The organism is Streptomyces sp. 840.1, from assembly GCF_003751445.1.
Lineage (GTDB): Bacteria > Actinomycetota > Actinomycetes > Streptomycetales > Streptomycetaceae > Streptomyces.
Genome location: NZ_RJUU01000001.1, coordinates 1,366,673 through 1,392,216 on the forward strand (window position 1 = coordinate 1,366,673; position 25,544 = coordinate 1,392,216).

Annotated in this window: 26 protein-coding genes and 1 tRNA gene; 10 read left to right on the top strand and 17 right to left on the bottom strand. The window is 70.9% G+C overall.

Annotated elements, in window-relative coordinates:
* Positions 1-77: 77 nt before the first annotated feature.
* Together EDD93_RS06275 and EDD93_RS06280 are read left to right on the top strand one after the other, a co-directional pair.
* Positions 78-1,355 carry an amidohydrolase family protein gene (locus tag EDD93_RS06275; RefSeq protein WP_123524208.1) on the top strand — a complete coding sequence of 426 codons (1,278 nt, stop codon included), beginning with the start codon at positions 78-80 and terminating at the stop codon, positions 1,353-1,355.
* Between the two features lie 36 nt (positions 1,356-1,391).
* Positions 1,392-2,048, top strand: a complete 657-nt coding sequence (locus tag EDD93_RS06280; protein WP_123527606.1) for an SDR family oxidoreductase — start codon at positions 1,392-1,394, stop codon at positions 2,046-2,048.
* Positions 2,049-2,096: 48 nt separating this feature from the next.
* Here EDD93_RS06280 and EDD93_RS06285 read toward each other — a convergent pair whose 3' ends face one another.
* The 3 genes from EDD93_RS06285 to EDD93_RS06295 all read right to left on the bottom strand — a co-directional run bounded on the left by EDD93_RS06285 (position 2,097) and on the right by EDD93_RS06295 (position 3,667).
* On the bottom strand, positions 2,097-2,555 hold the full coding sequence (locus EDD93_RS06285) for a DUF523 domain-containing protein (protein WP_123524209.1): 459 nt from the start codon (positions 2,553-2,555) through the stop codon (positions 2,097-2,099).
* A 140-nt stretch (positions 2,556-2,695) separates the two neighbouring features.
* The gene (locus tag EDD93_RS06290; protein WP_260255636.1) at positions 2,696-3,370 is read right to left on the bottom strand and encodes a hypothetical protein; all 675 of its coding nucleotides are present in this window, start codon (positions 3,368-3,370) and stop codon (positions 2,696-2,698) included.
* Positions 3,371-3,585: 215 nt separating this feature from the next.
* A tRNA-Tyr gene (locus EDD93_RS06295) sits at positions 3,586-3,667 on the bottom strand.
* 215 nt (positions 3,668-3,882) lie between these two features.
* On the opposite strand from EDD93_RS06295, the gene EDD93_RS06300 reads away from it, so the two are divergent.
* The 3 genes from EDD93_RS06300 (at position 3,883) to EDD93_RS06310 (ending at position 5,693) form a co-directional block, all read left to right on the top strand.
* Positions 3,883-4,371, top strand: a complete 489-nt coding sequence (locus tag EDD93_RS06300; protein ID WP_123524210.1) for a YajQ family cyclic di-GMP-binding protein — start codon at positions 3,883-3,885, stop codon at positions 4,369-4,371.
* Positions 4,372-4,521: 150 nt separating this feature from the next.
* Entirely contained in the window at positions 4,522-5,034 is a 513-nt protein-coding gene (locus EDD93_RS06305) for a methylated-DNA--[protein]-cysteine S-methyltransferase (RefSeq protein ID WP_123524211.1), read from the top strand.
* On the top strand, positions 5,034-5,693 hold the full coding sequence (locus EDD93_RS06310; protein ID WP_123524212.1) for an alpha-ketoglutarate-dependent dioxygenase AlkB: 660 nt from the start codon (positions 5,034-5,036) through the stop codon (positions 5,691-5,693). Before EDD93_RS06305 ends, EDD93_RS06310 begins: the two co-directional genes overlap by 1 nt.
* Before the next feature lie 12 nt (positions 5,694-5,705).
* Here the strand turns inward: EDD93_RS06310 and EDD93_RS06315 are convergent, their stop codons facing one another.
* The 14 genes from EDD93_RS06315 to EDD93_RS06380 all read right to left on the bottom strand — a co-directional run bounded on the left by EDD93_RS06315 (position 5,706) and on the right by EDD93_RS06380 (position 18,261).
* Positions 5,706-5,981: a GlsB/YeaQ/YmgE family stress response membrane protein gene (locus tag EDD93_RS06315; protein WP_123524213.1), complete on the bottom strand. Its 276-nt coding sequence runs from the start codon at positions 5,979-5,981 to the stop codon at positions 5,706-5,708.
* Positions 5,982-6,118: 137 nt separating this feature from the next.
* Positions 6,119-6,511, bottom strand: a complete 393-nt coding sequence (locus tag EDD93_RS06320; RefSeq protein WP_123524214.1) for a YccF domain-containing protein — start codon at positions 6,509-6,511, stop codon at positions 6,119-6,121.
* Positions 6,508-7,371, bottom strand: a complete 864-nt coding sequence (gene htpX / locus EDD93_RS06325) for a zinc metalloprotease HtpX (protein ID WP_123524215.1) — start codon at positions 7,369-7,371, stop codon at positions 6,508-6,510. Before htpX ends, EDD93_RS06320 begins: the two co-directional genes overlap by 4 nt.
* Positions 7,372-7,566: 195 nt before the next feature.
* Entirely contained in the window at positions 7,567-8,031 is a 465-nt protein-coding gene (mscL, locus tag EDD93_RS06330; protein WP_123527608.1) for a large conductance mechanosensitive channel protein MscL, read from the bottom strand.
* A gap of 101 nt (positions 8,032-8,132) precedes the next feature.
* On the bottom strand, positions 8,133-9,710 hold the full coding sequence (locus EDD93_RS06335; protein WP_123524216.1) for an NADH-quinone oxidoreductase subunit N: 1,578 nt from the start codon (positions 9,708-9,710) through the stop codon (positions 8,133-8,135).
* Positions 9,707-11,257 (bottom strand): NuoM family protein, encoded by a 1,551-nt coding sequence (locus EDD93_RS06340; RefSeq protein ID WP_123524217.1) that lies wholly within the window; start codon positions 11,255-11,257, stop codon positions 9,707-9,709. The genes EDD93_RS06335 and EDD93_RS06340 overlap by 4 nt, the downstream gene beginning before the upstream one ends.
* A 27-nt stretch (positions 11,258-11,284) precedes the next feature.
* Positions 11,285-13,285, bottom strand: a complete 2,001-nt coding sequence (locus EDD93_RS06345) for an NADH-quinone oxidoreductase subunit L (RefSeq protein WP_123524218.1) — start codon at positions 13,283-13,285, stop codon at positions 11,285-11,287.
* Positions 13,282-13,692, bottom strand: a complete 411-nt coding sequence (gene nuoK / locus EDD93_RS06350) for an NADH-quinone oxidoreductase subunit NuoK (protein WP_123524219.1) — start codon at positions 13,690-13,692, stop codon at positions 13,282-13,284. The genes EDD93_RS06345 and nuoK overlap by 4 nt, the downstream gene beginning before the upstream one ends.
* A complete protein-coding gene (locus tag EDD93_RS06355; protein WP_260255887.1) occupies positions 13,692-14,390 on the bottom strand; it encodes an NADH-quinone oxidoreductase subunit J in 699 nt (232 codons plus the stop codon). The genes nuoK and EDD93_RS06355 overlap by 1 nt, the downstream gene beginning before the upstream one ends.
* Positions 14,390-15,007, bottom strand: coding sequence for an NADH-quinone oxidoreductase subunit I (locus EDD93_RS06360; RefSeq protein ID WP_123524220.1), 618 nt, complete (start codon positions 15,005-15,007; stop codon positions 14,390-14,392). The genes EDD93_RS06355 and EDD93_RS06360 overlap by 1 nt, the downstream gene beginning before the upstream one ends.
* Positions 15,007-15,975, bottom strand: coding sequence for a complex I subunit 1 family protein (locus tag EDD93_RS06365; RefSeq protein WP_123524221.1), 969 nt, complete (start codon positions 15,973-15,975; stop codon positions 15,007-15,009). Before EDD93_RS06365 ends, EDD93_RS06360 begins: the two co-directional genes overlap by 1 nt.
* A complete protein-coding gene (locus EDD93_RS06370; RefSeq protein ID WP_123524222.1) occupies positions 15,972-17,153 on the bottom strand; it encodes an NADH-quinone oxidoreductase subunit C in 1,182 nt (393 codons plus the stop codon). Before EDD93_RS06370 ends, EDD93_RS06365 begins: the two co-directional genes overlap by 4 nt.
* Entirely contained in the window at positions 17,150-17,860 is a 711-nt protein-coding gene (locus tag EDD93_RS06375; RefSeq protein ID WP_311318303.1) for an NADH-quinone oxidoreductase subunit B, read from the bottom strand. The genes EDD93_RS06370 and EDD93_RS06375 overlap by 4 nt, the downstream gene beginning before the upstream one ends.
* Positions 17,851-18,261, bottom strand: coding sequence for an NADH-quinone oxidoreductase subunit A (locus tag EDD93_RS06380; protein WP_123524223.1), 411 nt, complete (start codon positions 18,259-18,261; stop codon positions 17,851-17,853). The genes EDD93_RS06375 and EDD93_RS06380 overlap by 10 nt, the downstream gene beginning before the upstream one ends.
* A 169-nt stretch (positions 18,262-18,430) precedes the next feature.
* On the opposite strand from EDD93_RS06380, the gene EDD93_RS06385 reads away from it, so the two are divergent.
* The 5 genes from EDD93_RS06385 (at position 18,431) to EDD93_RS06405 (ending at position 25,502) form a co-directional block, all read left to right on the top strand.
* Positions 18,431-19,642 (top strand): sensor histidine kinase, encoded by a 1,212-nt coding sequence (locus EDD93_RS06385; protein ID WP_123524224.1) that lies wholly within the window; start codon positions 18,431-18,433, stop codon positions 19,640-19,642.
* Positions 19,643-19,922: 280 nt separating this feature from the next.
* Positions 19,923-21,311: a sensor histidine kinase gene (locus tag EDD93_RS06390; protein WP_123527610.1), complete on the top strand. Its 1,389-nt coding sequence runs from the start codon at positions 19,923-19,925 to the stop codon at positions 21,309-21,311.
* A gap of 231 nt (positions 21,312-21,542) precedes the next feature.
* On the top strand, positions 21,543-22,202 hold the full coding sequence (locus EDD93_RS06395; protein ID WP_123527611.1) for a response regulator transcription factor: 660 nt from the start codon (positions 21,543-21,545) through the stop codon (positions 22,200-22,202).
* Between the two features lie 242 nt (positions 22,203-22,444).
* Positions 22,445-24,397 (top strand): 2-oxoacid:acceptor oxidoreductase subunit alpha, encoded by a 1,953-nt coding sequence (locus tag EDD93_RS06400; protein ID WP_123524225.1) that lies wholly within the window; start codon positions 22,445-22,447, stop codon positions 24,395-24,397.
* Positions 24,390-25,502 (top strand): 2-oxoacid:ferredoxin oxidoreductase subunit beta, encoded by a 1,113-nt coding sequence (locus tag EDD93_RS06405; RefSeq protein WP_398902985.1) that lies wholly within the window; start codon positions 24,390-24,392, stop codon positions 25,500-25,502. The genes EDD93_RS06400 and EDD93_RS06405 overlap by 8 nt, the downstream gene beginning before the upstream one ends.
* Positions 25,503-25,544: the final 42 nt, after the last annotated feature.

The window sequence follows — 25,544 nt, forward strand, 5'->3', positions numbered from 1 at the left end:
GCTCCTCCTCGAACCCGGTACGGCACACCTCTAGGCTCGACTCACTCTGCGTGACCCTGCCCCTTCCCTGGAGCGCGATGCCCGACAGCCGGCCGCGGCCGCCAGACGACCACGCCGCCGACGCGGCCAACGGCCGGGAGAGCGCCGCGCTGACACTCTGCGGCGCCCGTCTCACCGACGGCCGCATCGTGGACGTACGGCTCGGCGGGAGCCGGATCGAGGCCGTCGGCACCGCCGGCAGCCTCACCGCGCCCGGCGCGCGCATCGATCTGCGCGGCCACCTCCTGCTGCCCGCGCCCGCCGAGCCGCACGCCCACAGCGACACCGCGCTCACCGCCGACGGCGCCGCCACCGGAGCCCCCGGCCCCGCCTCCCAGCTCCCCGAGGACGTCCAGCGGCGCGCCACCGAGGCCGCGTTGCTGCAACTCGGACACGGCGCGACCGCGCTGCGCTCACACGTACGGATCGGCGATGTGCAGGGCCTCGCCGCCCTCGAAGCCGTCCTCCAGGCGCGCCGCTCGCTGCGCGGACTGGCCGACCTGACCGCGGTCGCGGTCCCCCGGCTGCTCACCGGCGTCGCGGGCGCCGACGGCCTGGCCATGCTCCGCGACGCGGTGAAGATGGGGGCGGGCGCGGTCGGCGGCCGACCCGACCTGGATCCGGATCCGACGGGGTACGCGGAAGCCGTCCTGGAGATCGCCGCCGAGCACGGCTGCCCCGTCGATCTGCACACGGACAGTGACGACCCGGCCCGGCTGGCCCGGCTCGCGACCATGGCCGGCGGACTGCGCCAGGGGGTCGCCATCGGCCCCTGCGCGGGCCTCTCCCGGCTCACCGGGGAGGCGGCGGGCCGCGCCGCCGACCAGCTCGCCGCGTCCGGTGTGACGGTGATCTGCCTGCCGCAGGGCGGCTGCTGCGGGGCGGAGCGCCGGGGCACCGCCCCCGTGCGGCTGCTGCGCGCGGCCGGGGTGCGGGTCGCGGCGGGCAGCGGGGCGCTGCGGGACCTCGCCAACCCGGTGGGACGCGGCGACCCGCTGGAGGCCGCCTACCTGCTGGCCTCGCAGAGCGGGCTGCGGGCCGAGCACGCCTACGAGGCGGTGTCCGCCGAGGCCCGGCGTGCGATGGGACTGCCCGAGGTCCGGATCGAGGCGGGCTTCCCGGCCGAGCTGCTCGCCGTGCGCGGCGAACACCTCGCCGGGGTGCTCTCACTGGCGTACAGCCGGATCGTGGTGCACCGGGGCCGCGTGGTGGCCCGCACCAGCGCGGTGCGCGAGTACTGCGACTCCGAGACGGGCGGCGGCGCCGGGCTCCCCCGCCAGGGACGGCCGGATTCCGGCCCCGGCGGCGGGGCTTGACCGCCCTGCGGCGCGCTCCGGCGTACGGTCGTGACCATGCGCATTGTCATCGCAGGTGGACATGGTCAGATCGCGCTGCGGCTTGAGCGGCTGCTCGCTGCACGCGGGGACGAGGCAGTGGGGATCATCCGTGATCCCGCACAGCGGGACGACCTCCGGGCGGCAGGCGCCGAACCGGTGGTCCTGGATCTCGAATCGGCCACCGTGGAGGAGACCGCGGAGGTGCTGCGCGGGGCCGACGCGGTGGTCTTCGCGGCCGGTGCGGGCCCCAACAGCGGCACGGACCGCAAGGACACGGTGGACCGCGGGGCGGCGGTGCTCTTCGCGGACGCGGCGGAACGGGCGGGGGTACGGCGCTACGTCGTCGTCTCGTCCATGGGCGCCGACGCGGACCACCCCGGCGACGAGGTGTTCGACGCCTACCTGCGGGCCAAGGGCGCGGCGGACGCCTACGTGCGCTCCAGGACGGCGCTCGACTGGACGATCCTGCGCCCCGGCATGCTGACCAACGACGCGGGCACCGGCCAGGTGCTGCTCGCCGCGTCGACGGGCCGCGGCCCGGTCCCGCGCGACGACGTGGCGGCCGTGCTCATGGAGCTGCTGGACACCCCGGCAGCGGCGGGCCTGACGCTGGAGCTCATCTCGGGGAACGTGCCGGTGATGGTCGCGGTGAAGGACATCGCGGGCAACTGACGCGGCTGGCCGGGGCGGCAGGCCCGCCGCCCCGGTCAACGGTCCGTCTCAACCACCCGGTGCCGGGCGCACGGTGATGCCGTGCCGCTCCAGCAGGGCCGCCGTGACCCCGTCGCCCTCGCGCAGCTCGCCGGTGAACGTACCGTCATAAACCCTGCCCCGCCCGCACGAAGGGCTGCGGGCCATCAGCAGCGCCTCCGTGCACCCGGCCCCGCGCGCCGCCTCCAGCGCCCGCCGCGCGCCGTCCACGAACGCCTCGGTCACATCCCGCCCCGTGTCGTCCACGACGCGCGCACGGCCCTCCAGCACGTCGTGCCCGTCCCCGCCGACGATCTCGGCGGGACGCCGGGGCGTGGGCAGCCCGGCGACGACCTCGGGGCAGCAGGACACGGCCCGGCGGTCACCGATGGCGGCGGCAAGCCCGGCAGAGGCCTTGCCCCGGCCGTCGAAGCGGCAGGGCACACCCAGGAGGCAGGCACTGACGAGTACGGAGTCCACGGGTTCCATGGGTTCCACAGGTTCCACGGTTACGCCCTTCGCGACGAGATGACGGGACGACGAGAACACCCCTCCCGGGACGAGGGGCCTGTTGTGCGGCGGCACCAGGGCCGGGCCTGGCAGCCTGCGCCGGAGCCCGGCCGTGCACCTCAGCCGACGGCCGGCTCATGCAGTGCAGCAGGGAACACCACTCGGCCGACCCCGGTGTCGACGACTGCCGAGTGCTCCGGTTTTCCCCTCTCCGAAAGGTCTTCCCAAGCTGCGAGGACCAGCCGGCTCAGACCCGGCAGGGACTGCGCATGAACCGCACCGCGCGAACGGCTGCGCGCGAGGTCCCGTGGCCGCCAGTCGCCGTCAGTACGCCGTCGGCTGTTGAGCGGCGGGGCGGTCCTGACCTGCAGCATGTGTTCCAAGGCGAGCCCACAGACACCGAGCCCCAGCTCAGCGGCTACAGCCTGTTCGTCCTCGGGAGCCTCGGAGAGCAACAGAGGCCAGCGGATCACCACCACCCTCTCCCAGAGCTCGGGCGGCACGGTGTTGGCCAGGTGATGGCTCTCCCCCACTGGCAGATCTCTGAGGCGGCGTTCAGCAGCCTGCGTCTGCCCCACGTAGCAGAGCCCCGCACCGGAGGCGAAGACTCCATAGAGCACCGGCCCGGTCGTGGCGGGCTCATCATCGTTCGTCCCAGTCAGAAGAGCTCCGAGCCGGTGCGCGAACCGGTACCGCCGCTCCTGCCAACGGGCAAGCAGCGAGGCGTCGGCGAGCAGGGTTGTCAGCGACGTTGTCCAACTGCGGTATGCGTCTTCGTACGACTGGTCGTCCACGGACACCAGTCTGAGGCAGTCGCTACCGGCCGTTCGACCACCAGCGTGGAGCCGACACCGAGCGCCGCCCCGCTCAAGGCCCCCACCAGGGTCAGCCACTCCATGCGGTCAACCTACGGATCTGTGCCCCATGGCAACAGGCCGCATCGAGCCGATCACGAGAAAACCCCTCCCGACCAGCTGAAACAGCAGGTCGGAAGGGGTTTCACTTCCAGTGGCGGCGCCAGGGTTCGAACCTGGGTAGGCTGAGCCGGCAGATTTACAGTCTGCTCCCTTTGGCCACTCGGGCACACCGCCAAGGGATGCTGCCGTGGGGCCCGCCTCTCGGCGGCGCTCTGTGGCAACGACGTAAACGATACCTGATGCCCAGGGGTGCTACGCCACTGGATTGATCAGCAGCCCGCGCGGGCCCGGGTGGCTAGGCTTTGGTGGGCGGCGTGGTGCCAGTGGGCCCCGCTGCCGCCCCGTAGACATTCCGTTTCCAGCACCCCAGATACAAGGAGCCACACGTCATGGCCGACTCCAGTTTCGACATCGTCTCGAAGGTCGAGCGGCAGGAGGTCGACAACGCCCTCAACCAGGCCGCCAAGGAAATCTCGCAGCGTTACGACTTCAAGGGCACCGGCGCCTCGATCTCCTGGTCGGGCGAGAAGATCCTTATGGAGGCGAGCGGCGAGGAGCGGGTCAAGGCGATCCTCGACATCTTCCAGTCCAAGCTGATCAAGCGCGGCATCTCGCTGAAGTCGCTGGACGTGGGCGAGCCGCAGCTGTCCGGCAAGGAGTACAAGCTCTTCGCCACCATCGAGGAGGGCATCTCCCAGGAGAACGCCAAGAAGGTCGCGAAGGTCATCCGCGACGAGGGCCCCAAGGGCGTCAAGGCGCAGGTCCAGGGTGACGAGCTGCGGGTCAGCTCGAAGAGCCGGGACGACCTGCAGGCCGTCCAGGCGCTGATCAAGGGCCAGGACTTCGACTTCGATGTGCAGTTCGCCAACTACCGGTAGTACGCGGCGGTCCGGGCGTGGGGCGGAGTGTGTGGTTCCGCGCCCGGACGTCATGTCCGAATACCGCCGGTAGCGGCGGTTGGGGCGACGCAGACTGGTCCGTGGCAGCCGATGATCCCGCTGCCCGACGGACGAGACGAGGGACGAGTCATGACCATGTACGCGACGGTCGACAGCCCGCTGGGCGAACTGCTGCTGGTCGGCGAGAAGGCCGCGGGGCCGGCCGGCGACGAGGTCGCGCTCGTCTCGCTCTCCCTGCCGGGACAGAAGGGCGCGGCGGTCGTCCAGGACGGCTGGATCCGTGAGCCCGGGGCGTTCGAGGGGGTCGCCGGGCAGCTGCGGGAGTACTTCGAGGGGCGGCGGACCCGCTTCGGCGTCGCTCTCGCCGGCGGCCGGGGCACCGAGTTCCAGCGCCGGGTGTGGGCCGCGCTCGACGAGGTCCCCTACGGGGAGACCGTGTCGTACGGGCAGATCGCCGAGCGGGTCGGCGCGTCCGGGGCGGGGGTGCGTGCCGTGGGCACGGCGATCGGGCGCAATCCCCTGCTGGTCGTACGGCCGTGTCACCGGGTGATCGGTGCCGACGGGGCGCTGCGCGGCTACGCGGGCGGCCTGGAGTGCAAGGAGCGACTTCTGGGGCTTGAGGGCGCCCTGGCGGTGCGCTGATGGCCGGGCTCTTCCCCCGGCCGCCGCTGGAGATCGCGCCGGGCGCGGTGCACGTACCCGACTGGCTCTCCGAGGAGCGGCAGCGGGAGCTGGTGGCGGCCTGCCGGGAGTGGGCGCGCGGGCCGGTGCCGTTGCGGCACACGGCGCTGCCGGGCGGCGGGGTGATGTCCGTACGGACCGTGTGCCTGGGATGGCACTGGCAGCCGTACCGGTACACGCGTACGGCGGACGACGTGAACGGCGCACCCGTCGCCCCGTTTCCCGGCTGGCTCGGGGAGTTGGGGCGGGCCGCACTGGTGGCGGCGTACGGGCCGCAGAGCCCGGTGAAGGCGTACGCGCCGGACACCGCCCTGATCAACTTCTATGACGACGCGGCACGGATGGGCATGCACCAGGACAAGGAGGAGCGCTCCGGTGCCCCTGTGGTGTCGCTGAGCATCGGTGACAGCTGCGTCTTCCGCTTCGGGAACACCGAGAGCCGGGGAAGGCCCTACACCGACGTGGAGTTGGCCTCGGGCGATCTGTTCGTCTTCGGCGGCCCCTCGCGGTTCGCGTTCCACGGAGTGCCGAGGATCCGTCCGGGGACAGCCGGTCCCGCGACAGGCATGAGCGGTGGGCGGCTCAATCTGACCCTTCGCGAGACCGGGTTGGGCATCTGAGGGCGGACGGGTTCAGCGGCGTTCGCGGGAGTTCCCGAACAGCAGCCGGTAGACGATCAGCAGGACCAGTGAGCCGCCGATGGCCGAGATCCAGGTCGCCGCGTCGAAGAAGTCGTCCTTGGAGATCGGCCGGTCCAGGAAGCGCGCGGATATCCAGCCGCCCACGAAGGCACCGACGATCCCTATGAGCGTGGTGCCCACGAGGCCGCCGGGGTCGCGTCCCGGCAAAAGGATCTTGGCGATGACGCCTGCGACAAGTCCAAGAATGATCCAGCCAACAATCGTCATGCGTGCGAACCTACCCCTCACTCGGTCTTGGAATCCAAGACGTCCATGAGGGGCGGGTGGTTGCGGGATATGGGCTGTGAGCTGGCTGTACGTCTCGCGGCGCCGCCCGTCGGCAGACGCTCGTCAGCAGTGGACGGTCACCAGCCGGCGAACTGTTCGTCGGTGCTGACGATCTCCTTGCCGAAGGGCATCAGGGACACCGGGATCAGCTTGAAGTTGGCGATGCCCAGGGGGATGCCGATGATCGTGAGGCACAGGGCGATACCGGTGGTGATGTGGCCGAGCGCCAGCCACCAGCCGGCGAGGACCAGCCACAGCACGTTGCCGACGCAGGAGGGCCCGCCCGCGTCCCGGCGGTCGACGACGCGGTGGCCGAAGGGCCACAGGGCGTAGACGCCGATACGGAAGGCCGCGAGGCCGAACGGGATACCGATGATCGTGATGCACAGCAGGAGTCCCGCGAGCAGGTAGCCCAGGAACATCCAGAAGCCGCACAGGACCAGCCAAATGACGTTCAGAATTGTCTTCACGGGCGATGACCTGCCATCTGCTCGAGTCGGGCGATGCGCTCCGCCATCGGCGGGTGGGTCGAGAACATCCTGGACATGCCCCGGCCGGGGCGGAACGGGTTGGCGATCATCATGTGGCTCGCTGTCTCGATCCGCGGTTCGGGGGGCAGCGGAAGCTGCTTGGTTCCGGCATCAAGCTTACGCAGGGCGTCGGCGAGGGCCAACGGATCACCGGTCAGCTGGGCTCCCGAGGCGTCCGCCTCGTACTCACGGGAGCGGCTGACGGCCAGTTGGATGACGGAGGCGGCGAGCGGCCCCAGGATCATGATCAGCAGCATGCCGAGGATGCCGGGGCCCTCGTCGTCGTTGGAGCGGCCGACCGGGATCAGCCAGGCGAAGTTGACCAGGAACATGACGACGGAGGCGAGGGCCCCGGCGACGGACGAGATCAGGATGTCCCGGTTGTAGACATGGCTGAGCTCATGGCCGAGGACGCCGCGCAGCTCCCGCTCGTCCAGGATCTGGAGGATGCCCTCGGTGCAGCAGACCGCGGCGCTGCGCGGGTTGCGGCCGGTCGCGAAGGCGTTGGGGGCCTGCGTCGGGGAGATGTAGAGCCGCGGCATGGGCTGCCGGGCGGCCGTGGAGAGCTCGCGGACCATGCGGTACAGCTGGGGCGCCTCGAACTCGCTCACCGGGCGGGCGCGCATGGCGCGCAGCGCCAGCTTGTCGCTGTTCCAGTACGCGTAGGCGTTGGTGCCGACGGCTACCAGGAGCGCGACGATCAGGCCCGTACGTCCGAAGAAGCTGCCGATGAGAATGATGAGTGCGGACAGGCCCCCGAGGAGTACGGCGGTTCTCAGCCCGTTGTGCCGGCGGTGCACGGTACGCCCTCCAAATGGTGCAGCAGGGGAACCCTTGCTTGGTGGTGCTCCACTCCCCAGTGGAGCCTCCCGTACTGGTCAACGCCAGGCGAGGAGAGCTAGTTCCCTTGTGCTCACTGCCGCGGGGCCCGGCTCGCTCCGGGTGTCCGCTCCGGAGCGAGCCGTAGGCCGTACGGGTGGAGAGGTGCCGCGGGGTCAGCGCTGGACGGGGAGTTTGACGAGCGCCAGGGCCTCGGGGTCGGGCTCGACCTCGCTGGTGCAGTAAGCGCAGCGGGAGGCGACGGCGGGGATCGCCGTGTAGCAGCGGGGGCAGTCGCGCAGGGCGGCCTTGATGTCGACCTCCTCCTGGTCCTTCTTGGCGGTGAAGCGGTCCTGGACCTTGGCCATGGGCACGACGACGCAGAAGTAGAGGACCGCGGCGGTGATGAGGAAGGCGATCGCGGCGGCGACGAAGAGGCCGTAGGGGAACGTCACGCCGTCGAACTTGAACTCGGCCTTGCTGAAGTCACCGGTGCCTCGGGTGATGAGGCCGATCAGCGGCACGATGAACGCGTTGCTGAACCCGGTGACGACCGCGGTGAACGCGGCTCCGACGGCGAGACCGATCGCCATGGAGATGACGTTTCCGCGCAGGATGAATTCCTTGAACCCGTTCAGCACTGCCTGTGGCTCCTCGGTTGTGATGTGCAGTTCGTATGCGCCGTGCGCGGGCATGACCTTGCCCTGCGGGGGCCGCTCCGGGCAAACCGATCTTGCCGGGGTCAGAACAGGTTGACGTCGGCGAACCTGAGGACCGCCTGGGGTGCGCCGGAGAGGGCGATGCCGGCGACGGCGGTGATGACGATCGCGGCGGTGAGCGGTGCCGGGGCGCGGTGGTGGGTGGCGGGGCGCTGCTCCGTACCGTCCTGCGCGCCGTCCCGGGCTTCGTCCTCGGCGGGGCCGCGGAACAGGGCGGCGGTCCACTGGAGGTAGTAGTACAGCGCGATCACGACGTTGACGGCCATGACGACGGCGAGCCAGCCGAGTCCGGCGTCGACGGCCGCGGAGAAGACGGTGACCTTGGCGAAGAGGCCGATGATGCCCGGCGGCAGTCCGGCCAGGCAGAGCAGGAAGAAGCCCAGGGTGAGGGCCGCCAGGGGGCGGGTGGCGTAGAGGTTGCGGTAGTCGGCCAGCCGGTTGCCGGGGCTGGTGCGGGCGACCAGGGCGGCGACCGCGAAGGCGCCGAGATTCACGACGGCGTACATCAGCGCGTACGCGACGGTGGAGCCGATCTGCCGGTCGCCGGCGTACGCGGCGGCGGCGATCGGCACCAGGAGGTAGCCGGCCTGGGCGACGGACGACCAGGCCAGGAGGCGTACGGCGCTGCGCGCGCGGGTTGCGCTCTGGCGCAGGGCCGCGACGTTGCCGACGGTCATGGTGATCGCGGCGAGGACGGCGAGGGCGGGGCCCCAGACGTCCGCGTAGGAGGGGAACGCGACCACGGTGACGAGGATGAGGCCGGAGAAGCCGACCGCCTTGCCGACGACCGAGAGGTAGGCGGCGATCGGCAGCGGGGCGCCGACATAGGTGTCGGGGACCCAGAAGTGGAAGGGGGCGGCGGCCGTCTTGAAGGCGAAGCCGACGAGGGTGAGGGCGACGCCCGCCTCGGCGAGGGTGGAGAGCTGCCCGGGTACGTCGTCGAGGCGGGCGGCGATCTCCGTGAGGTGCAGGGTGCCGGTCGCCGCGTAGACGAAGCTCACGCCGAGCAGCATCACGGCGGTCGCGACGACGGAGGACAGGAAGAACTTCAGCGCGGCCTCGGAGGATCGCCGGTCTCCGCGCTTGATGCCGACGAGGGCGAACGCGGGCAGCGAGGCGACTTCGAGGGCGACGACGAGGGTGGCGAGGTCGCGGGCGGCGGGCAGCAGCGCGGCACCGGCGGCGGAGGACAGCAGCAGGAACCAGAACTCGCCGGCCGGCAGTTTGCGGGTGTCCCCGATCGACAGCAGCGCGGTCAGCAGGGCGCCGCCGAGCACCAGGAGCTGGATGACCAGGGTGAAGTGATCGGCGGTGTAGCTGCAGGCGTGGGTGCCGGCGCTGAGGCAGAAGGTGGAGCGGTCGCCGTCGCGCAGCGGGAGGAGGAACAGGAGGGCGGCCACGAGGCCGGCGACGGCGCCGTAGCCGAGGAGCGGCTTGCGTTCCCTGGGTACGAAGAGGTCGGCGACCAGGACGACGAGGGCGACGGCGGCGACGGTGACCGGGGGCGCGATGGCGAGCCAGTCGACGGACTGGACGAGGCTGGTGGTGCTCTCGGCCGCGGTGTGGACGAGGTCGGTGGTGCTCTCGGCCGCTGTGGTCACGACTTGCCTCCTGCGAGGAGCTTCTGCACGGCCGGGTCGGTGAGGCCGAGGAGGACGGCGGGCCACAGCCCGGCCAGGACGGTGAGGGCGGCGAGGGGGGTCCAGGCGGCGAACTCGTGGTGCTGGATGTCGGGGATCCGGTGCGGTTCCTCGCGCTTGGCGCCCATGCAGACGCGGCGCACCAGGATGAGCATGTACGCGGCGGTGAGCAGGGTGCCGAACGCGGCGACCGACATGAAGGTCAGGAAGGCGGGGCGGCTCAGGCCGTCGGCCGGGTCGAAGGCGCCGAACAGCGTGAGCATCTCGCCCCAGAACCCGGCGAGGCCGGGCAGGCCCAGGGAGGCGATCGCGGTGAACGCGAGGAGGCCGCCGAGGCGGGGCGCGCTGCCGTAGAGCGCGGCGCCGGTGGCGCCGGAGAGGGTGTCGAGGTCGGCGGTGCCGTAGCGGTCCTTGACCGCGCCGACCAGGAAGAACAGCAGGCCGGTGATGAGCCCGTGGGCGATGTTGGCGAAGAGCGCGCCGTTGACGCCGGTGGGAGTCATGCTCGCGATGCCGAGGAGTACGAAGCCCATGTGGCCGACGGAGGAGTACGCGATCAGGCGCTTCAGGTCGCCCTTGGCGCCGGGCCGGACGAGGGCCAGGCAGGCGAGCGATCCGTAGATGATGCCGGCGACCGCGAAGGCGGCGAGGTAGGGCGCGAAGGTGTGCATGCCGTCGGGGGCGATCGGGAGCAGGATCCGGACGAATCCGTACGTGCCCATCTTCAGCAGGACGCCCGCGAGGAGGACCGAGCCGACGGTCGGGGCGGCGGTGTGGGCGTCCGGGAGCCAGCTGTGCAGCGGCCACATCGGGGTCTTGACGGCGAGTCCGACGCCGATCGCGAGAACGGCGATGACCTGCACGGACGAGGTGAGGCCTCGGCCGTTGTCAGTGGCGAGTGCCACCATGTCGAAGGTGCCGCTCTTCAGTCCGATGAGGAGCAGCCCGAGCAGCATGACGACCGAGCCGAGCAGTGTGTAGAGGATGAACTTCCAGGCGGCCGCCTGCCTCTGCGCACCGCCCCAGCGGGCGATGAGGAAGTACATCGGGATGAGCACCATCTCGAACGCCAGGAAGAACAGCAGCAGATCGAGGACGGCGAAGGTCGCGAGGGTGCCGGACTCCAGGACCAGGATCAGGGCGACGAAGGCCTTCGGGGAGGGGCCCGCAGGCAGCTTGAAGTAGCTGTGGAGCGCGCAGAGGAAGGTCAGCAGCGCGGTCAGTACGAGAAGGGGGAGCGAGATGCCGTCGATGCCGAGATGGATGCGGACGTCGAGCGCCGGGATCCAGCTGATGTCGGTGGTGGCCTGCATCTTCGACGGGTGGTCGTGGTCGAAGCCCAGGGCGAGCACGATCGCGGCGATGAGGATCACGCCGGTCACGGTCACGCCGTGGCGGAGCACCGCCTGGTCGGGGTTGCGGCCCTTGAGTCCGGGCGGGGCCGGGAGCAGGGCCGCGACGGCTCCGAGGAGCGGGGCGACGACGATGAACGCCAGAAGGAACTGCATCACGGATGCGCTGATATCGATCACGGCTCACGACCCGGCGTTGACGTTGGCGAAGACGACGGCGGCGACCGCCAGGACCAGGGAACCGGCGAGCAGCGCGCTGAGGTAGGTCTGCACGTTGCCGGTCTGGGCACGGCGGACGGCGGTGCCGAGCCAGCGTGCGCCGGTGGCGGAGCCGCGTACGTAGGTGTCGACGACCTCGCGGTCCAGGAAGCGGACGAGGCTCGCCGCCGCCTGGACGGGGCGGACGAACAGTGCCGCGTAGAGGGCGTCCAGGTGGAAGCCGGCGGCCGCGTGGCGGTGGAGCGGGCCGAGCAGCAGCCGGCCGGGGTCGGCCGGGTCGGGGGCGTCGCCGGTGTCCCCGTAGGCGGCGGTGCGGCTCTCCATGGCCTCGATCTCGATGAGGGCGGGTTCGGCGTCGGGGTGGGCGACGACGGAGCCCATGGGGGTGCGGGCGGCGAGCGCCGTGGTGTGGCGCCAGGCCCCGTAGGTGACGAGTCCGCCGACGAGGCCGACGCCGGTGGACAGGACGGCGGTCGTCAGCGACGGGGTGAGGCTGTGGCCGTCGAACCAGTCGGTGATCACGCCGACGGTCAGTCCGAACGCCATGGTGGGGACGGCCAGGACCCACAGGACCGAGGTCATGGCGACGGGCTGCCTGCCGTGGTCGGGGGCCTCGGCGCCCCGGCCGCGGAAGGCGAGGAGCCAGAGGCGGGTGGCGTACGCGGCGGTGAGCACGGCGGCCAGCAGCCCGGCGACCAGGACGGTCCAGCCGGCGGCGGCCGGGGCGACGTGGCGGTCGCCGAGGGCGGTGTGTTCGGCGGCGACGAGGACGGCTTCCTTGGAGAAGAAGCCGGCGAACGGCGGGACGGCGGCCAGCGCGAGGAGCGCGACGCTCATCGTCCAGTACGCGTCCGGGATGCGCTTGGCCAGGCCGCCCATGCGGGACATGGCGGCCAGTGAGTTGGTGCCCGCAGCGTGGATGACGACGCCCGCGGCGAGGAAGAGGACGGCCTTGAACGCGCCGTGCGAGAGGAGGTGGAAGACGGCGGCGCCCCGGTCGCCGACGGCCAGGGCGCCGGACATGTAGCCGAGTTGCCCGATCGTGGAGTAGGCGAGGACGCGTTTGATGTCGTCCTGGGCGAGTGCGGCGAGTCCGGAGCCGATCATCGTGACGGCGGCCATCACGGCGAGGACGACGAGCGCCGCGCCCGAGGCGGCGAAGACGGGGAGCAGCCGGGCCACGAAGTAGATGCCGGCGGCGACCATCGTCGCGGCGTGGATCAGCGCGGAGACGGGGGTGGGACCGGCCATGGCGTCGGGCAGCCAGGTGTGCAGCGGGAACTGCGCGGACTTGCCCGCGACACCGGCCAGGAGCAGCAGGGCGATCACGGTGGGGTGGTCGAGGCCGCCGTGGGCGACGGATCCCAGGATGCCGGTGATGCGGAAGGTGCCCGTGTCGGCGGCGAGGGCGAACAGGCCGATGAGGAAGGGGACGTCACCGAGCTTGGTGACCAGGAACGCCTTGAGGGAGGCGGCGCGGGCCTCGGGCGTCTCCCAGTAGTGGCCGACCAGGAAGTACGAGCAGATGCCCATGACCTCCCAGCCGACCAGGAGCACCATCAGGTCGCCGGAGTAGACGACGAGCAGCATCGCGGAGGTGAAGAGGGAGACGAGGGCCGCGTACGAGGAGTAGCGGGGGTCGTCGCGCAGGTACGCGGTCGAGTAGATCTGCACGCAGCTCGCGACGAGGGCGACCAGCACGGCGACGAGGACCGCGAAGCCGTCGAGGTGCAGCGCCAGGTCGATCGGGACCGAGCCGGTGGGCGTGAGCTGGGTCGCGGCGTCGATGGCCCGGCCGCCGCCCTGGCGGGCCGCGACGACGGCGGCGATGACGAGGGTGGCGAGGGAGGGCAGTACGGCGAGGGGGCGGACGTAGCCGGGGGCCGTGCGCCCGAGGAGCAGGCCGGCCGCGGCTCCCAGGAACGGGAGGAGGGGGACGAGAACGGCGAGGGTCGTGGTGGTCACGGGGTGGCCTCTGCCTTCTTTGCCTTCCCTGCCGGAGCAGTGGCCTGGTCTTCGGGGACTTCGGTGTCCCTGGCGTCGTCCGGGAGTTCCTCGGCCTCGTCGGTCTCGGCGGTGTCGCGGAGGCGGTCGATGTCGGAGCTGCCCCGGTTGCGGTACACGGCGAGGACGATGGCCAGGCCGATGCCGATCTCCGCCGCCGCGATGGCGATGGTGAACAGGGTGAGGGCCTGGCCGGAGTGCAGGGCGTCGCGCAGCCATACGTCGAACGCGACCAGGTTGAGGTTGACCGCGTTGAGCATCAGCTCGACGGACATCAGGACCAGGATCGCGTTGCGGCGCGCGAGGACCCCGTAGAGGCCGGTACAGAAGAGGAGGACGGCGAGCACGGCGGGATAGGCGAGGTGCATCAGCTGTTGTCCTCTCGGCTCTCGGCGGCCTGGCTCTTGGCTGCCTGGGACTTGGCTGCCTGGCTCTTGGCTCCCTGGGGCTTCGGGCCCTTGACCGCTTGCCCCTTGGCTGCCTGGGCCTTGGCTTCCTGGGCCTTGCGGGACAGGACGACCGCGCCGACGAGCGCTGCGAGCAGGAGGACGGAGAGCGCTTCGAAGGGCAGTACCCAGTGGCGGAAGAGGAAGGCGCCGGTGGCCTCGGTGGAGCCCTGGGCCGGTCCGTCCAGTTCGATCCAGGTGGTGCGGAAGGCGTCGACGACGACCCATACGAGGGTGCCGGCGGCGGCGACCGCCACCGCGAGGGCGGCCCAGCGGTTCTCCGAATCGGCGTCCGGGGAGCGGCCGATGGGGGCCCTGGTGAGCATCAGGCCGAACAGCAGGAGGACGACGACGGAACCGACGTAGATCAGTACCTGCACCCAGGCGATGAACTCGGCCGTGAGCAGCAGGTATTCGACGGCGAGCCCGCCGAGCGCGACGATCAGCCAGAGGGCCGCGTGCACCAGTTGTCTGGTCGTGACGGTGACGAGGGCCGCGCCGAGGGTGGCGATCCCGACCAGCACGAAAGCGATCTCGATGCCTGCCGGGGAGAGGAAGCCCGGGTGGCTCCCGGCGGCGAGGACGTGGGCGGGGCCGTCGGCGAGGACGTGGACGGCGATCACGCCTGGCCCTCCTGGTCCGTCGGGGCGGGATCCGTCGGGGCGGGATCCGTCGGAGTGGGCGGGGCGGCCTCGGCGGCGGCCTCCTGCTCACGCTTGGTCCGGAGCTTGTCCGCCGTCTTGCGTGCGGCGGCGATCTCCTTCGGCTCCTCGGCCCCCGGATCGAGCGCCGGCGGCTCCGGCACCGTCCACATCCACTCGCGGAGCTTGTCGCGCTCGTGGGTGAGTTCGAGGATGTCCGTCTCCGCGTACTCGAACTCCGGCGACCAGAACAGCGCGTCGAACGGGCACACCTCGATGCAGATACCGCAGTACATGCAGAGCGAGAAGTCGATGGCGAAGCGGTCCAGGACGTTACGGCTGCGCTCGCGCCCGCCCGGGGCGGCGGCGGGCACCGTCTCCTTGTGGGAGTCGATGTAGATGCACCAGTCCGGGCACTCACGGGCGCAGAGCATGCAGACCGTGCAGTTCTCCTCGAAGAGGGCGATGACGCCTCGGGAGCGGGGCGGCAGTTCGGGCTGCGCGTCCGGGTACTGGGCGGTGACGGTCTTCTTCGTCATCGTCCGCAGGGTGACGGCGAGACCCTTGGCCAGGCCTGCGCCGGGGATCGGGGGCACTAGTTGATCGCCACCTTCACGATGCCGGTGAGCGCGATCTGCGCGAGAGCGAGCGGGATGAGCGTGGTCCAGGCGAGCTTCTGCAGCTGGTCCTCGCGGAGACGGGGATAGCTCACGCGCAGCCAGATGACGACGAAGGCGAGGACGGCGACCTTCAGGAGGGTCCAGACCCAGCCCAGTCCGTCGGCGCCCAGCGGACCGTGCCAGCCGCCCAGGAAGAGGACGGTGGTCAGCGCGCACAAGACGACGATGCCCGCATACTCGGCGAGCAGGAACAGGGCGAACCGTAGGCCGGTGTACTCGGTGTACGCGCCGAAGATGATCTCCGAGTCCGCGATCGGCATGTCGAACGGCGGGCGCTGGAGTTCGGCGAGCCCTGCCACGAAGAAGACCAGGGCCCCGACGATCTGCCACGGCAGCCACCACCACTCGAAGGCGTCGAGGATGCCGGGGAGCGAGACCGTGCCGGCCGCCATCGCCACCGAGGCGGCGGCGAGCAGCATCGGCAGCTCGTACGCGAGCAGCTGGGCGGCGGTGCGGATCCCGCCGAGCAGCGAGAACTTGTTGGCCGATGCCCAGCCCGCCATGAGCGAGCCGAGCACGCCGATGCCCATCACCGCGAGCACGAAGAAGATGCCCGCGTCGACCACCTGGCCGACCGCGCCCTCGCCGGGGCCGATCGGGATGGCCACGAGTACGAGCAGGTACGGGAGCAGCGCGACGGCGGGGGCCAGCTGGAAGACGCGGCGGTCGGCCTCGGCCGGGACGATGTCTTCCTTCTGTACGAACTTCACGCCGTCCGCGACGAGCTGGGCCCAGCCGTGGAAACCGCCGGCGTACATGGGTCCCAGGCGGCCCTGCATGTGGGCCATCACCTTGTGTTCGGCCTGGCCGACGACGAGGGGGACGACCATGAACACCGCGAACACGATGACGAGGCGGAGGGCGACGTCCAGTACGTCGTTCACTCGGTATCGCCTCCGGCGGGGGTGTTGGGTGTGTCGGGGGCTTCAGGTGTGTCGGGTGTCTTGGGTGTGTCTGCGGCGTCGGCTGTGTCTGTCGTGTTGGCCGCGTCTGCCGCGTTGGGGGGTTGCTCGGTGGGGGTGCCGCTGCGCGGGGGCTCTCCCCTGCCCGCCCCTTCCCGAACCGGGGGCTCCGCCCCCGGGCCCCCGCTCCTCAAACGCCGGAGGGGCTGGGGCGGTGCCGAATCAGCGGCATCGGCAGCGGCATCGGCGTCAGCCGGAGCCCCGGCATCCCGGTCCGCTGCGTCGTCGAAGGCCGGGCGGGCGTTGTGCCAGGGTGCGTCCGTCGCCGGAGCGGGCGCAGGGGCCGGTGCGTCCGTGTTCGGAGCAGTCGCATCCGTACCCGGGGCCGGGCCCGAAGCCCGTGTGGCCCGGGGCGCCGTCCCCGGGGCCGGGCTCGGCGCGGTGTCGGGGGCTACGGCCGGCCGCTGGCCCGCCGAGCCGTCGCTCGCGCTGCGGGTGCGGCGGGCCGGGCGGTCGCCCGCCGGCCTCGCCGCGCGGGCGGGGCGGGCGGGGGCAGGCGGGAGCTGGCCCTTCAGCGGGCCCCATTCGTTCGGGTCGGGGACGCCGGGCGGCAGCATCGTGCGGCGCTTCGGGCCGCCGTGCTCCGACTCGCCCGGCTCCTTGGCGCCCGGCCAGGCCTTCGCCACGCGGGCCGCCAGGACGAAGTCCTTGCGCAGCGGGTGGCCCTCGAAGCCCTCGGGCAGCAGCAGGGGAACCAGGTGCGGGTGGCCGTCGAAGCCGATGCCGAACATCTCGTGGGTCTCGCGCTCGTGCCAGGCGGCGCCCGCGTAGACGCCGATCGCGCTGGGCAGCACCGCGGCCTCGTGCGGAACGGTCGTGCGGACCAGCAGCCGGCGGACCGCAGGGCCGGGGCCGGCACGGTCGGGCAGCGCGACGAGATGGGCGCAGACCCGGAAGCCCGTGCCCGGTTCGTCGACGGCGCTCAGCCAGTCGAAGTAGGTGCAGCCGAGGCGGTCGCGGGCCGTTTCGAGCGCGGCGATCCAGGACGCGGGTGGCACGTCGACGGTCAGCAGTTCGTACGACTGCTCCGCCGTGGCGTCCTCGCCGAAGATCTCGGCGACGGCGTCCGGCAGCCGGTCGTAGCTCTCGGCGGCGATCACTTCCCCTCCTCCTTCGGGGAGTCGGGGGCGGAACCGGTCACGGACGGCGCGGCGACCAGTCCGCTGCGCAGCGCGGCGGTGGACGGACGGGCCGCGCCGCCCGTCCCGTAGCGCTCGCTGAGCGACTCGCGGGCGATCTTCTCCTGGAGTTTGAGGATCCCCTGGAGCAGGGCCTCCGGCCGGGGCGGGCAGCCGGGGACGTAGACGTCGACCGGGATGATCTGGTCGACCCCCTTCGTCACCGAGTACGAATCCCAGTACGGGCCGCCGCAGTTGGAGCAGGCGCCGAAGGAGATGACGTACTTGGGCTCGGGCATCTGCTCGTACAGGCGCTTCACCGCCGGGGCCATCTTGTCCGTCACCGTGCCGGAGACGATCATGAGGTCGGCCTGGCGGGGGCCCGGCGCGAACGGGATCACGCCGAGCCGGATGAAGTCGTGGCGCGCCATGGAAGCGGCGATGAACTCGATCGCGCAGCAGGCGAGTCCGAAGTTGAAGACCCAGAGGCTGTAGCGGCGTCCCCAGTTGAGGACCACCTTCATCGGCTCGGGCGCGAGCCGGGACAGCACTCCGAGCCGCTTCGGCTCGGGAAGGAACGTGGGCACGGGTTCGGGCCCGGGTACGGGTACGGGTGCGGGACCCGATTCCGGTCCCGACTGCGGCTGGGGCTGCGGCTGACCGGCTGACGACGGGCTCGTCACGTCCATTCGAGGACGCCCTTCTTCCATGCGTAGAGCAGTCCCACGGCCAGGAAACCGAGGAAGATGAACATTTCCACCAGCGTCGTCGCGCCGTATCCGGGCGCGGCGAAGACGGTCGCCCAGGGGAACAGGAAGATCGAGTCGACGGCGAAGATCACGTACAGGAAGGCGTACACGTAATAACGGACCTGGGTGTGGGCCCAGCCCTCCCCCACGGGGTCCACGCCGCACTCGTACGTGAGGAGTTTCTCCGGCGTCGGGACCACCGGGCGCATCAGCCGGCCGGCTCCGAAGGCGACGGCGACGAACAGCACCCCGACCACGGCGAGCAGTCCGACGACCGAGTAGCTGTGGAAGTACTCCGACGCGAGAACGGCCGGTCCCGACAGGTCCGCAACGTCCGTCACGTCCGCCCCCTCGCTCCCTCAAACCTGTTCGACGATCTGTACGCACGGGAGTCTAGGCCCTGTAAAGGAACAGTAAGCAGTCGCGTCGTGCAACGGGTGGGGTTATCCCCACTTCACGTCACCCACGAGCCCCATGGCGTCCGGATGCCCCACCCGGCAGGCTGGGTATATGACCATGAGCCCGCAGGTACCCGGCAACGACCGGCCGCCGCCCGTCCGCATCGCCTTCGACACGTACACGTGGAAGGAGATCGCGCATCTCCTCGCCAACCTCCCGATGGCGATCCTCGGGTTCATCTACTCGGTGCTCATGATCGGCATCGGCGTCGGGCTCGCGGTCACGGTGATCGGGCTGCCCCTGCTGGCCGCCGGTCTCCAGGGTTCGCGGCTGATCGGCCGGATGGAGCGCGGCCGGGCCCGGGGGCTGCTCGGGGTACGGATCGACGAGCCGAGCCCGATGGCCCGGGTCCGCCGCGAGGAGGGGTTCTTCGCCTGGCTGTGGTCGAGCCTCAAGGACCCGGTGGGCTGGCGCGCGGTGCTGTACTCCTTCATCCGGCTGCCGTGGGGCGTGCTCACCTTCGCGGTGACGCTCGTGAGCCTCTTCGTCCTGTGGCCGGTACTCCCCTATACGGCGCGGTTCATGGCCAACGCCGACCGGGGCATGGTGCGCGGGCTGCTGTCGCCCTCCGACGAGCTGGAACGCCGCATCGCGGAGCTGGAGTCGGACCGGGGCGTGGTCGTCGACACCGCCGCCGCCGACCTGCGCCGCATCGAACGCGACCTCCACGACGGCGCCCAGGCCCGCCTCGTCGCCCTCGCGATGGGGCTCGGTCTCGCAAAGGAGAAGCTGACCGACGATCCGGAGGCCGCGGCCAGGATGGTCGACGAGGCGCACGGCGAGGTCAAGGTCGCCCTCCAGGAACTCCGTGATCTCGCCCGGGGCATCCACCCCGCCGTCCTCACCGACCGCGGCCTGGACGCCGCACTCTCCGCCATCGCCTCCCGCTGCACCGTGCCCGTCACGGTGGGGGTGGATCTGCCGGGCCGGCCCGCGCAGGCCATCGAGGGCATCGCGTACTTCACCGTCTCCGAGCTGCTCCAGAACGTCAGCAAGCACAGCGGGGCGCGCACGGCCTCCGTCGACGTGTGGCGGACGGCGGACCGGCTGCTGATCCAGGTCACCGACGACGGACGCGGCGGCGCCTCGATGGACGGCGGTACGGGGATGTCGGGGCTGGCCGAGCGGCTGGGCGCCGTCGACGGGCTGTTCGTCCTCGACTCGCCGCCCGGCGGCCCGACCACCGTGACGGCGGAGCTGCCCTGGCGCGACCGGGAGAACGAGCATGCCGCCGCCACCCGCGGCCGCCTGGAGAAGGCGTAAGCCATAGGGCCGCAGCACCGCAGCACCCGGGGTGGCGGAGCCGCGCCACCGCACGACCGGCCCGGACGCCTCCCATGGTGGGGAAAACCCCCGGCCGAAGAGGGAGACCGGCCTCATGGTGCGCCGCCGCCCGGCACAGCACCCTTGAAGCAGTACGGCACGCGTGACCCACCGCCTCCGCCACCACCGCCTCCGCACCTGCGGAGACGCGTACGGAACGCGTGGCAGCGGCACCCCGGCACAATCAGAAGAGCAGACGCGGAAGAAACGGATGGACGCCATGGCCATGGCATACGGACCGGACACACGGGACCAGCAGCGCTCCGGCACCGGCTTCGACACCGGCTTCGGCACCGGTCCGGGAGCCGGGAACGACCGTCCCGAGCCCAGGCACGTGGTCCCCGCCGTACTGCGCGCCCCCTTCGAGGGCCGGACCTGGCGCGAGACCACGTATCTGCTGCTCAGCATGCCCCTCAGCATCGTGTTCTTCTGCTTCGCGATCACCATGACGACGCTGGGTGCCGGCCTGCTCATCACCTTCCTGGGGGTTCCGGTGCTGGCCGCCGCACTGGCGATGTGCCGCGGGTTCGGCGCGCTGGAGCGGGCCAGGGCCCGGGGGCTGCTGCGGCTCGACGTGGCGTCGCCCGCACCGGTGCGGGGGCGGACCGGCGGGCTGATGTCGTGGGTCGGGGCGGTCCTGAAGAGCGGGGTGTCCTGGCGGCACCTGCTCTACTCCCTGCTGCACCTGCCGTGGGCGGTCTTCGGCTTCGTCGTCACGACGGCCCTGTGGTCCTGGGGCCTGGCGGCCTTCACCTACCCGGCGTGGCACTGGATCTTCCCGGCGTACACGGGCGTCGAGGGGGTCCAGCTGTACGGGGACGACGGCCACCAGATCTATCTGGACTCCCCCGCCGAGCTGGCCCTGACCAGCGCGGTCGGGCTGCTGTTCGTGCTGCTCACCCCGTGGATCGTGCGCGCTCTGACCTCGGTGGACCGGCTGATGGTGACCGGGCTGCTCAGCCCGTCCCGGCTGGCGACGCGGGTCACCGAGCTGGAGTCGGACCGGGGCGTGGTCGTCGACACCGCCGCCGCCGACCTGCGCCGCATCGAACGCGACCTCCACGACGGCGCCCAGGCCCGCCTCGTCGCCCTCGCCATGGATCTGGGGCTGGCCAAGGAGAAGCTGACGGCCGACCCGGAGGCCGCGGCCAAGATGGTCGACGAGGCGCACGGCGAGGTCAAGGTCGCCCTCCAGGAACTCCGCGACCTGGCCCGGGGCATCCACCCGGCAGTCCTCACCGACCGCGGCCTGGACGCCGCGCTCTCCGCCATCGCCTCCCGCTGCACCGTCCCCGTCACGGTCGAGGTCGACCTGACGTCCCGGCCCGCGCAGGCCATCGAGGGCATCGCGTACTTCACCGTCTCGGAACTGCTCCAGAACGTCAGCAAGCACGCCCACGCCACCCGCGCCTCCGTCGACGTATGGCGGACGGCGGACCGCCTGATGCTCCAGGTCACCGACGACGGACGCGGCGGCGCCGGCCTGACGTCGGGCAGCGGCCTGGCCGGTCTGACGGAGCGGCTGGACGCGGTGGACGGCATCCTGGTCGTCGAGTCCCCGGTGGGCGGCCCGACCAAGATCACGGCCGAACTCCCCTGGCGCGGCTGACCACCACCCCCACCGAGCCCCCTCCACCCCGGCGAGCCCGGCTTCCCCGGCTTCCCCGGCTTCCCCGGCTTCCCCGGCTTCCCCGGCTTCCCCGGCTTCCCCGGCTTCCCCGGCGGCGCAACCCTTCGAACGCTCGCGGCGTCACCGCCGATACTGGGATGCTGGATGCTGATCGGCATACGGGCGGGAACAGCTAGCGGTGGGGGAACAGACGTCGTGGTGGAGGACAGGGTGCGCGTAGTCATCGCCGAGGATTCGGTACTGCTCCGGGAGGGACTCACCCGGCTGCTGACCGATCTCGGTCATGACGTCGTGGCAGGGGTCGGGGACGCAGAGGCGCTGATCAAGACAGTGAGCGACCTCGCCGCCCAGGACGCGCTGCCCGACGTGGTGGTCGCGGACGTGCGGATGCCGCCGACCCACACGGACGAGGGCGTGCGGGCCGCGGTGCGGCTCCGAAAGGAGTACCCGGGCATCGGGGTACTGGTCCTTTCGCAGTACGTCGAGGAGCAGTACGCCACCGAGTTGCTGGCCGGATCCAGCCGCGGCGTGGGGTACCTGCTGAAGGACCGGGTCGCCGAGGTCCGGGAGTTCGTGGACGCGGTGGTCCGGGTGGCGCAGGGCGGTACGGCGCTGGACCCCGAGGTGGTGGCGCAGCTGCTGGGCCGGAGCCGTAAGCAGGACGTACTGGCCGGGCTGACGCCCCGTGAGCGCGAGGTCCTGGGCCTGATGGCGGAGGGGCGGACCAACTCCGCGGTGGCAAAACAGCTGGTGGTGAGCGATGGCGCGGTGGAGAAGCACGTCAGCAACATCTTCCAGAAACTGGGGCTGTCCCCCAGTGACGGCGACCACCGGCGGGTGCTGGCCGTGCTGACCTACCTGAACTCCTGACGCCCCGGGACGGCTGTCGGACGGGGCTTCCGCGACTCGCTCCACCCCCTCTTCCAGTGAGGGTCCAACGAGGATCAGGGTGGCTGATGAATCATGGCGGGACGGCGTCCGACAGGCGTCTCAAAATGCCGTCCAACTTATGATCGGCCAGAGGAAGGCGACCCTTACAGACGTAGGGTGGGGCCTGGGACCGCCGGCGGGCCGGAAGGTTCCGAGCCACCGCGCCGAGGGAGGTCCAGTAAGTGACCAGCCAGGTCAGTAGCCCAGCCGAGCAGGCCGATGAGGCCAGTGACGCGCTCGTAGGGGGACAGCGTGCCCCCCAGTCCGCACCGGACAACGGTGACAAGGAGATCCGCCGTCTGGATCGGGTGATCATCCGTTTCGCGGGTGACTCCGGTGACGGTATGCAGCTCACGGGTGACCGGTTCACCTCGGAGACCGCTTCCTTCGGGAACGACCTCTCCACCCTGCCGAACTTCCCCGCCGAGATCCGCGCCCCCGCAGGCACCCTGCCCGGCGTCTCCTCGTTCCAGCTCCACTTCGCCGACCACGACATCCTCACCCCCGGCGACGCACCCAACGTCCTCGTCGCGATGAACCCGGCCGCACTCAAAGCCAACATCGCCGACGTCCCACGCGGCGCCGAAATCATCGTCAACACCGACGAGTTCACCAAACGCCCGATGGCCAAGGTCGGATACCAGACAAATCCCTTGGAAGACGGCTCACTGGAGGCGTACAACGTCCACCCGGTGCCCCTGACCACCCTCACCATCGAGGCGCTGAAGGACTTCGGGCTCCCCCGCAAGGAAGCCGAGCGCTCGAAGAACATGTTCGCGCTCGGGCTGCTCTCGTGGATGTACCACCGCCCGACCGAGGGAACCGAGACCTTCCTGCGGACCAAATTCGCGAAGAAACCACAGATCGCCGAAGCGAACGTCGCCGCGTTCCGGGCGGGCTGGAACTTCGGCGAGACCACCGAGGACTTCGCGGTCAGCTACGAGGTCGCCCCCGCCACCCAGGCCTTCCCCACCGGCACCTACCGCAACATCTCCGGGAACCTCGCCCTGTCCTACGGCCTCATCGCCGCAGGCCGCCAGGCCGATCTGCCCATCTACCTGGGCTCCTACCCCATCACCCCGGCCTCCGACATCCTGCACGAACTCTCCAAGCACAAGAACTTCGGCGTACGCACCTTCCAGGCCGAGGACGAGATCGCCGGCATCGGCGCCGCACTCGGCGCCGCCTTCGGCGGAGCACTCGGAGTCACCACGACATCGGGTCCGGGCGTGGCGCTGAAGTCGGAGACCATCGGGCTCGCGGTCTCCCTCGAACTGCCCCTGCTGATCATTGATATCCAGCGGGGTGGTCCCTCGACCGGGCTGCCCACCAAGACCGAGCAGGCCGACCTGCTCCAGGCCATGTACGGGCGCAACGGCGAGGCCCCCGTACCGATCGTCGCCCCGAAGACCCCGGCGGACTGCTTCGACGCCGCACTCGACGCCGCCCGGATCGCCCTGACCTACCGCACCCCGGTCTTCCTGCTCTCCGACGGCTACCTCGCCAACGGCTCCGAGCCCTGGCGCATCCCCGAAACGGACAGCCTCCCCGACCTGCGCGTCCAGTTCGCCCACGCACCCAACCACGAACTGGCCGACGGCACCGAAGTGTTCTGGCCCTACAAACGCGACCCGCAGACCCTGGCCCGCCCCTGGGCCGTCCCCGGCACCCCCGGCCTCGAACACCGCATCGGCGGCATCGAGAAACAGGACGGCACCGGCAACATCTCCTACGACCCCGCCAACCACGACTTCATGGTCCGCACCCGCCAAGCCAAGATCGACGGCATCGAGGTCCCGGACGTGGAGGTCGACGACCCCGCCGAGGCCCGGACGCTGGTCCTGGGCTGGGGCTCCACCTACGGGCCCATCACCGCCGCCGTCCGCCGGCTGCGCGCCGCCGGGCAGCCCATCGCCCAGGCACACCTGCGCCACATCAACCCGTTCCCGCGGAATCTCGGCGAGGTGCTGAAGCGTTACGACAAGGTGGTCGTCCCGGAGATGAACCTGGGGCAGCTGGCCACTCTCATCCGGGCCAAGTACCTGGTGGACGCGCACAGTTACAACCAGGTCAACGGCATGCCGTTCAAGGCCGAGCAGCTCGCGACGGCCCTCAAGGAGGCCATCGATGCCTGAGACCAACGAGCTCCTGCAGCCCAGGACCGCGACCGGCACCGGCACCGGGGGTGAGGCCAACGAACTCCTCCAGCTGGTGCCGAAGTCCGAGGCCAAGCAGTCGATGAAGGACTTCAAGTCGGACCAGGAAGTGCGCTGGTGCCCCGGCTGCGGCGACTACGCCGTCCTCGCCGCCGTACAGGGCTTCATGCCCGAACTCGGACTCGCCAAAGAGAACATCGTCTTCGTCTCCGGCATCGGCTGCTCCTCCCGCTTCCCGTACTACATGAACACCTACGGGATGCACTCCATCCACGGCCGCGCACCCTCCATCGCCACCGGACTCGCCACCTCCCGACGCGACCTCAGCGTCTGGGTCGTCACCGGCGACGGCGACGCACTCTCCATCGGCGGCAACCACCTCATCCACGCCCTCCGCCGCAACGTCAACCTCAAAATCCTCCTCTTCAACAACCGCATCTACGGCCTCACCAAAGGCCAGTACTCCCCCACCTCCGAAATCGGCAAAATCACCAAGTCCACCCCCATGGGCTCACTCGACGCCCCCTTCAACCCGCTGTCGCTCGCCATCGGCGCCGAGGCATCCTTCGTCGCCCGCACCGTCGACTCCGACCGCAAACACCTCACCAGCGTCCTGCGCGCCGCCGCCGACCACCCCGGCACCGCACTCGTCGAGATCTACCAGAACTGCAACATCTTCAACGACGGCGCCTTCGAAGTCCTCAAGGACCGGGAACAAGCCCAGGAAGCCGTCATCCGCCTCGAACACGGACAACCGATCCTCTTCGGCAGCGACAACACCAAGGGCGTCGTACGCGACACACTCACCGGCGACCTGACCGTGGTCACCGTCACCGAGGACAACAAGTCACAGATCCTCGTCCACGACGCACACGCCACCAGCCCCACCACCGCCTTCGCACTCACCCGACTCGCAGACGCCGACACCCTCCACCACACCCCCATCGGAGTACTCCGCAGCGTCGAACGACCGGTCTACGACACGCTGATGTCGGAGCAGCTGGACACCGCCGTGGAGCGGAACGGCAAGGGCGACCTGGGCGCGCTGCTCGCGGGGACCGACAACTGGACCGTGATCGGCTAGCAGTCACCGCCGGCCGCACGGCCGGCAGTACAGCGCGGCTCC

Excerpts from the sequence above, each read along its gene's own strand:
- nuoK (WP_123524219.1), bottom strand. The coding sequence starts at position 13,692 with ATGCACCTCGCCTATCCCGCCGTGCTCGCCGTCCTCCTCTTCTGTACC.
- EDD93_RS06315 (WP_123524213.1), bottom strand. The coding sequence starts at position 5,981 with ATGACGATTGTTGGCTGGATCATTCTTGGACTTGTCGCAGGCGTCATC.
- EDD93_RS06375 (WP_311318303.1), bottom strand. The coding sequence starts at position 17,860 with ATGGACGTGACGAGCCCGTCGTCAGCCGGTCAGCCGCAGCCCCAGCCG.
- EDD93_RS06385 (WP_123524224.1), top strand. The coding sequence starts at position 18,431 with ATGACCATGAGCCCGCAGGTACCCGGCAACGACCGGCCGCCGCCCGTC.
- EDD93_RS06285 (WP_123524209.1), bottom strand. The coding sequence starts at position 2,555 with ATGGAACCCGTGGACTCCGTACTCGTCAGTGCCTGCCTCCTGGGTGTG.
- EDD93_RS06405 (WP_398902985.1), top strand. The coding sequence starts at position 24,390 with ATGCCTGAGACCAACGAGCTCCTGCAGCCCAGGACCGCGACCGGCACC.
- EDD93_RS06300 (WP_123524210.1), top strand. The coding sequence starts at position 3,883 with ATGGCCGACTCCAGTTTCGACATCGTCTCGAAGGTCGAGCGGCAGGAG.
- EDD93_RS06310 (WP_123524212.1), top strand. The coding sequence starts at position 5,034 with ATGGCCGGGCTCTTCCCCCGGCCGCCGCTGGAGATCGCGCCGGGCGCG.
- EDD93_RS06390 (WP_123527610.1), top strand. The coding sequence starts at position 19,923 with ATGGCCATGGCATACGGACCGGACACACGGGACCAGCAGCGCTCCGGC.
- EDD93_RS06305 (WP_123524211.1), top strand. The coding sequence starts at position 4,522 with ATGACCATGTACGCGACGGTCGACAGCCCGCTGGGCGAACTGCTGCTG.
- EDD93_RS06280 (WP_123527606.1), top strand. The coding sequence starts at position 1,392 with ATGCGCATTGTCATCGCAGGTGGACATGGTCAGATCGCGCTGCGGCTT.
- EDD93_RS06340 (WP_123524217.1), bottom strand. The coding sequence starts at position 11,257 with ATGCAGTTCCTTCTGGCGTTCATCGTCGTCGCCCCGCTCCTCGGAGCC.
- EDD93_RS06275 (WP_123524208.1), top strand. The coding sequence starts at position 78 with ATGCCCGACAGCCGGCCGCGGCCGCCAGACGACCACGCCGCCGACGCG.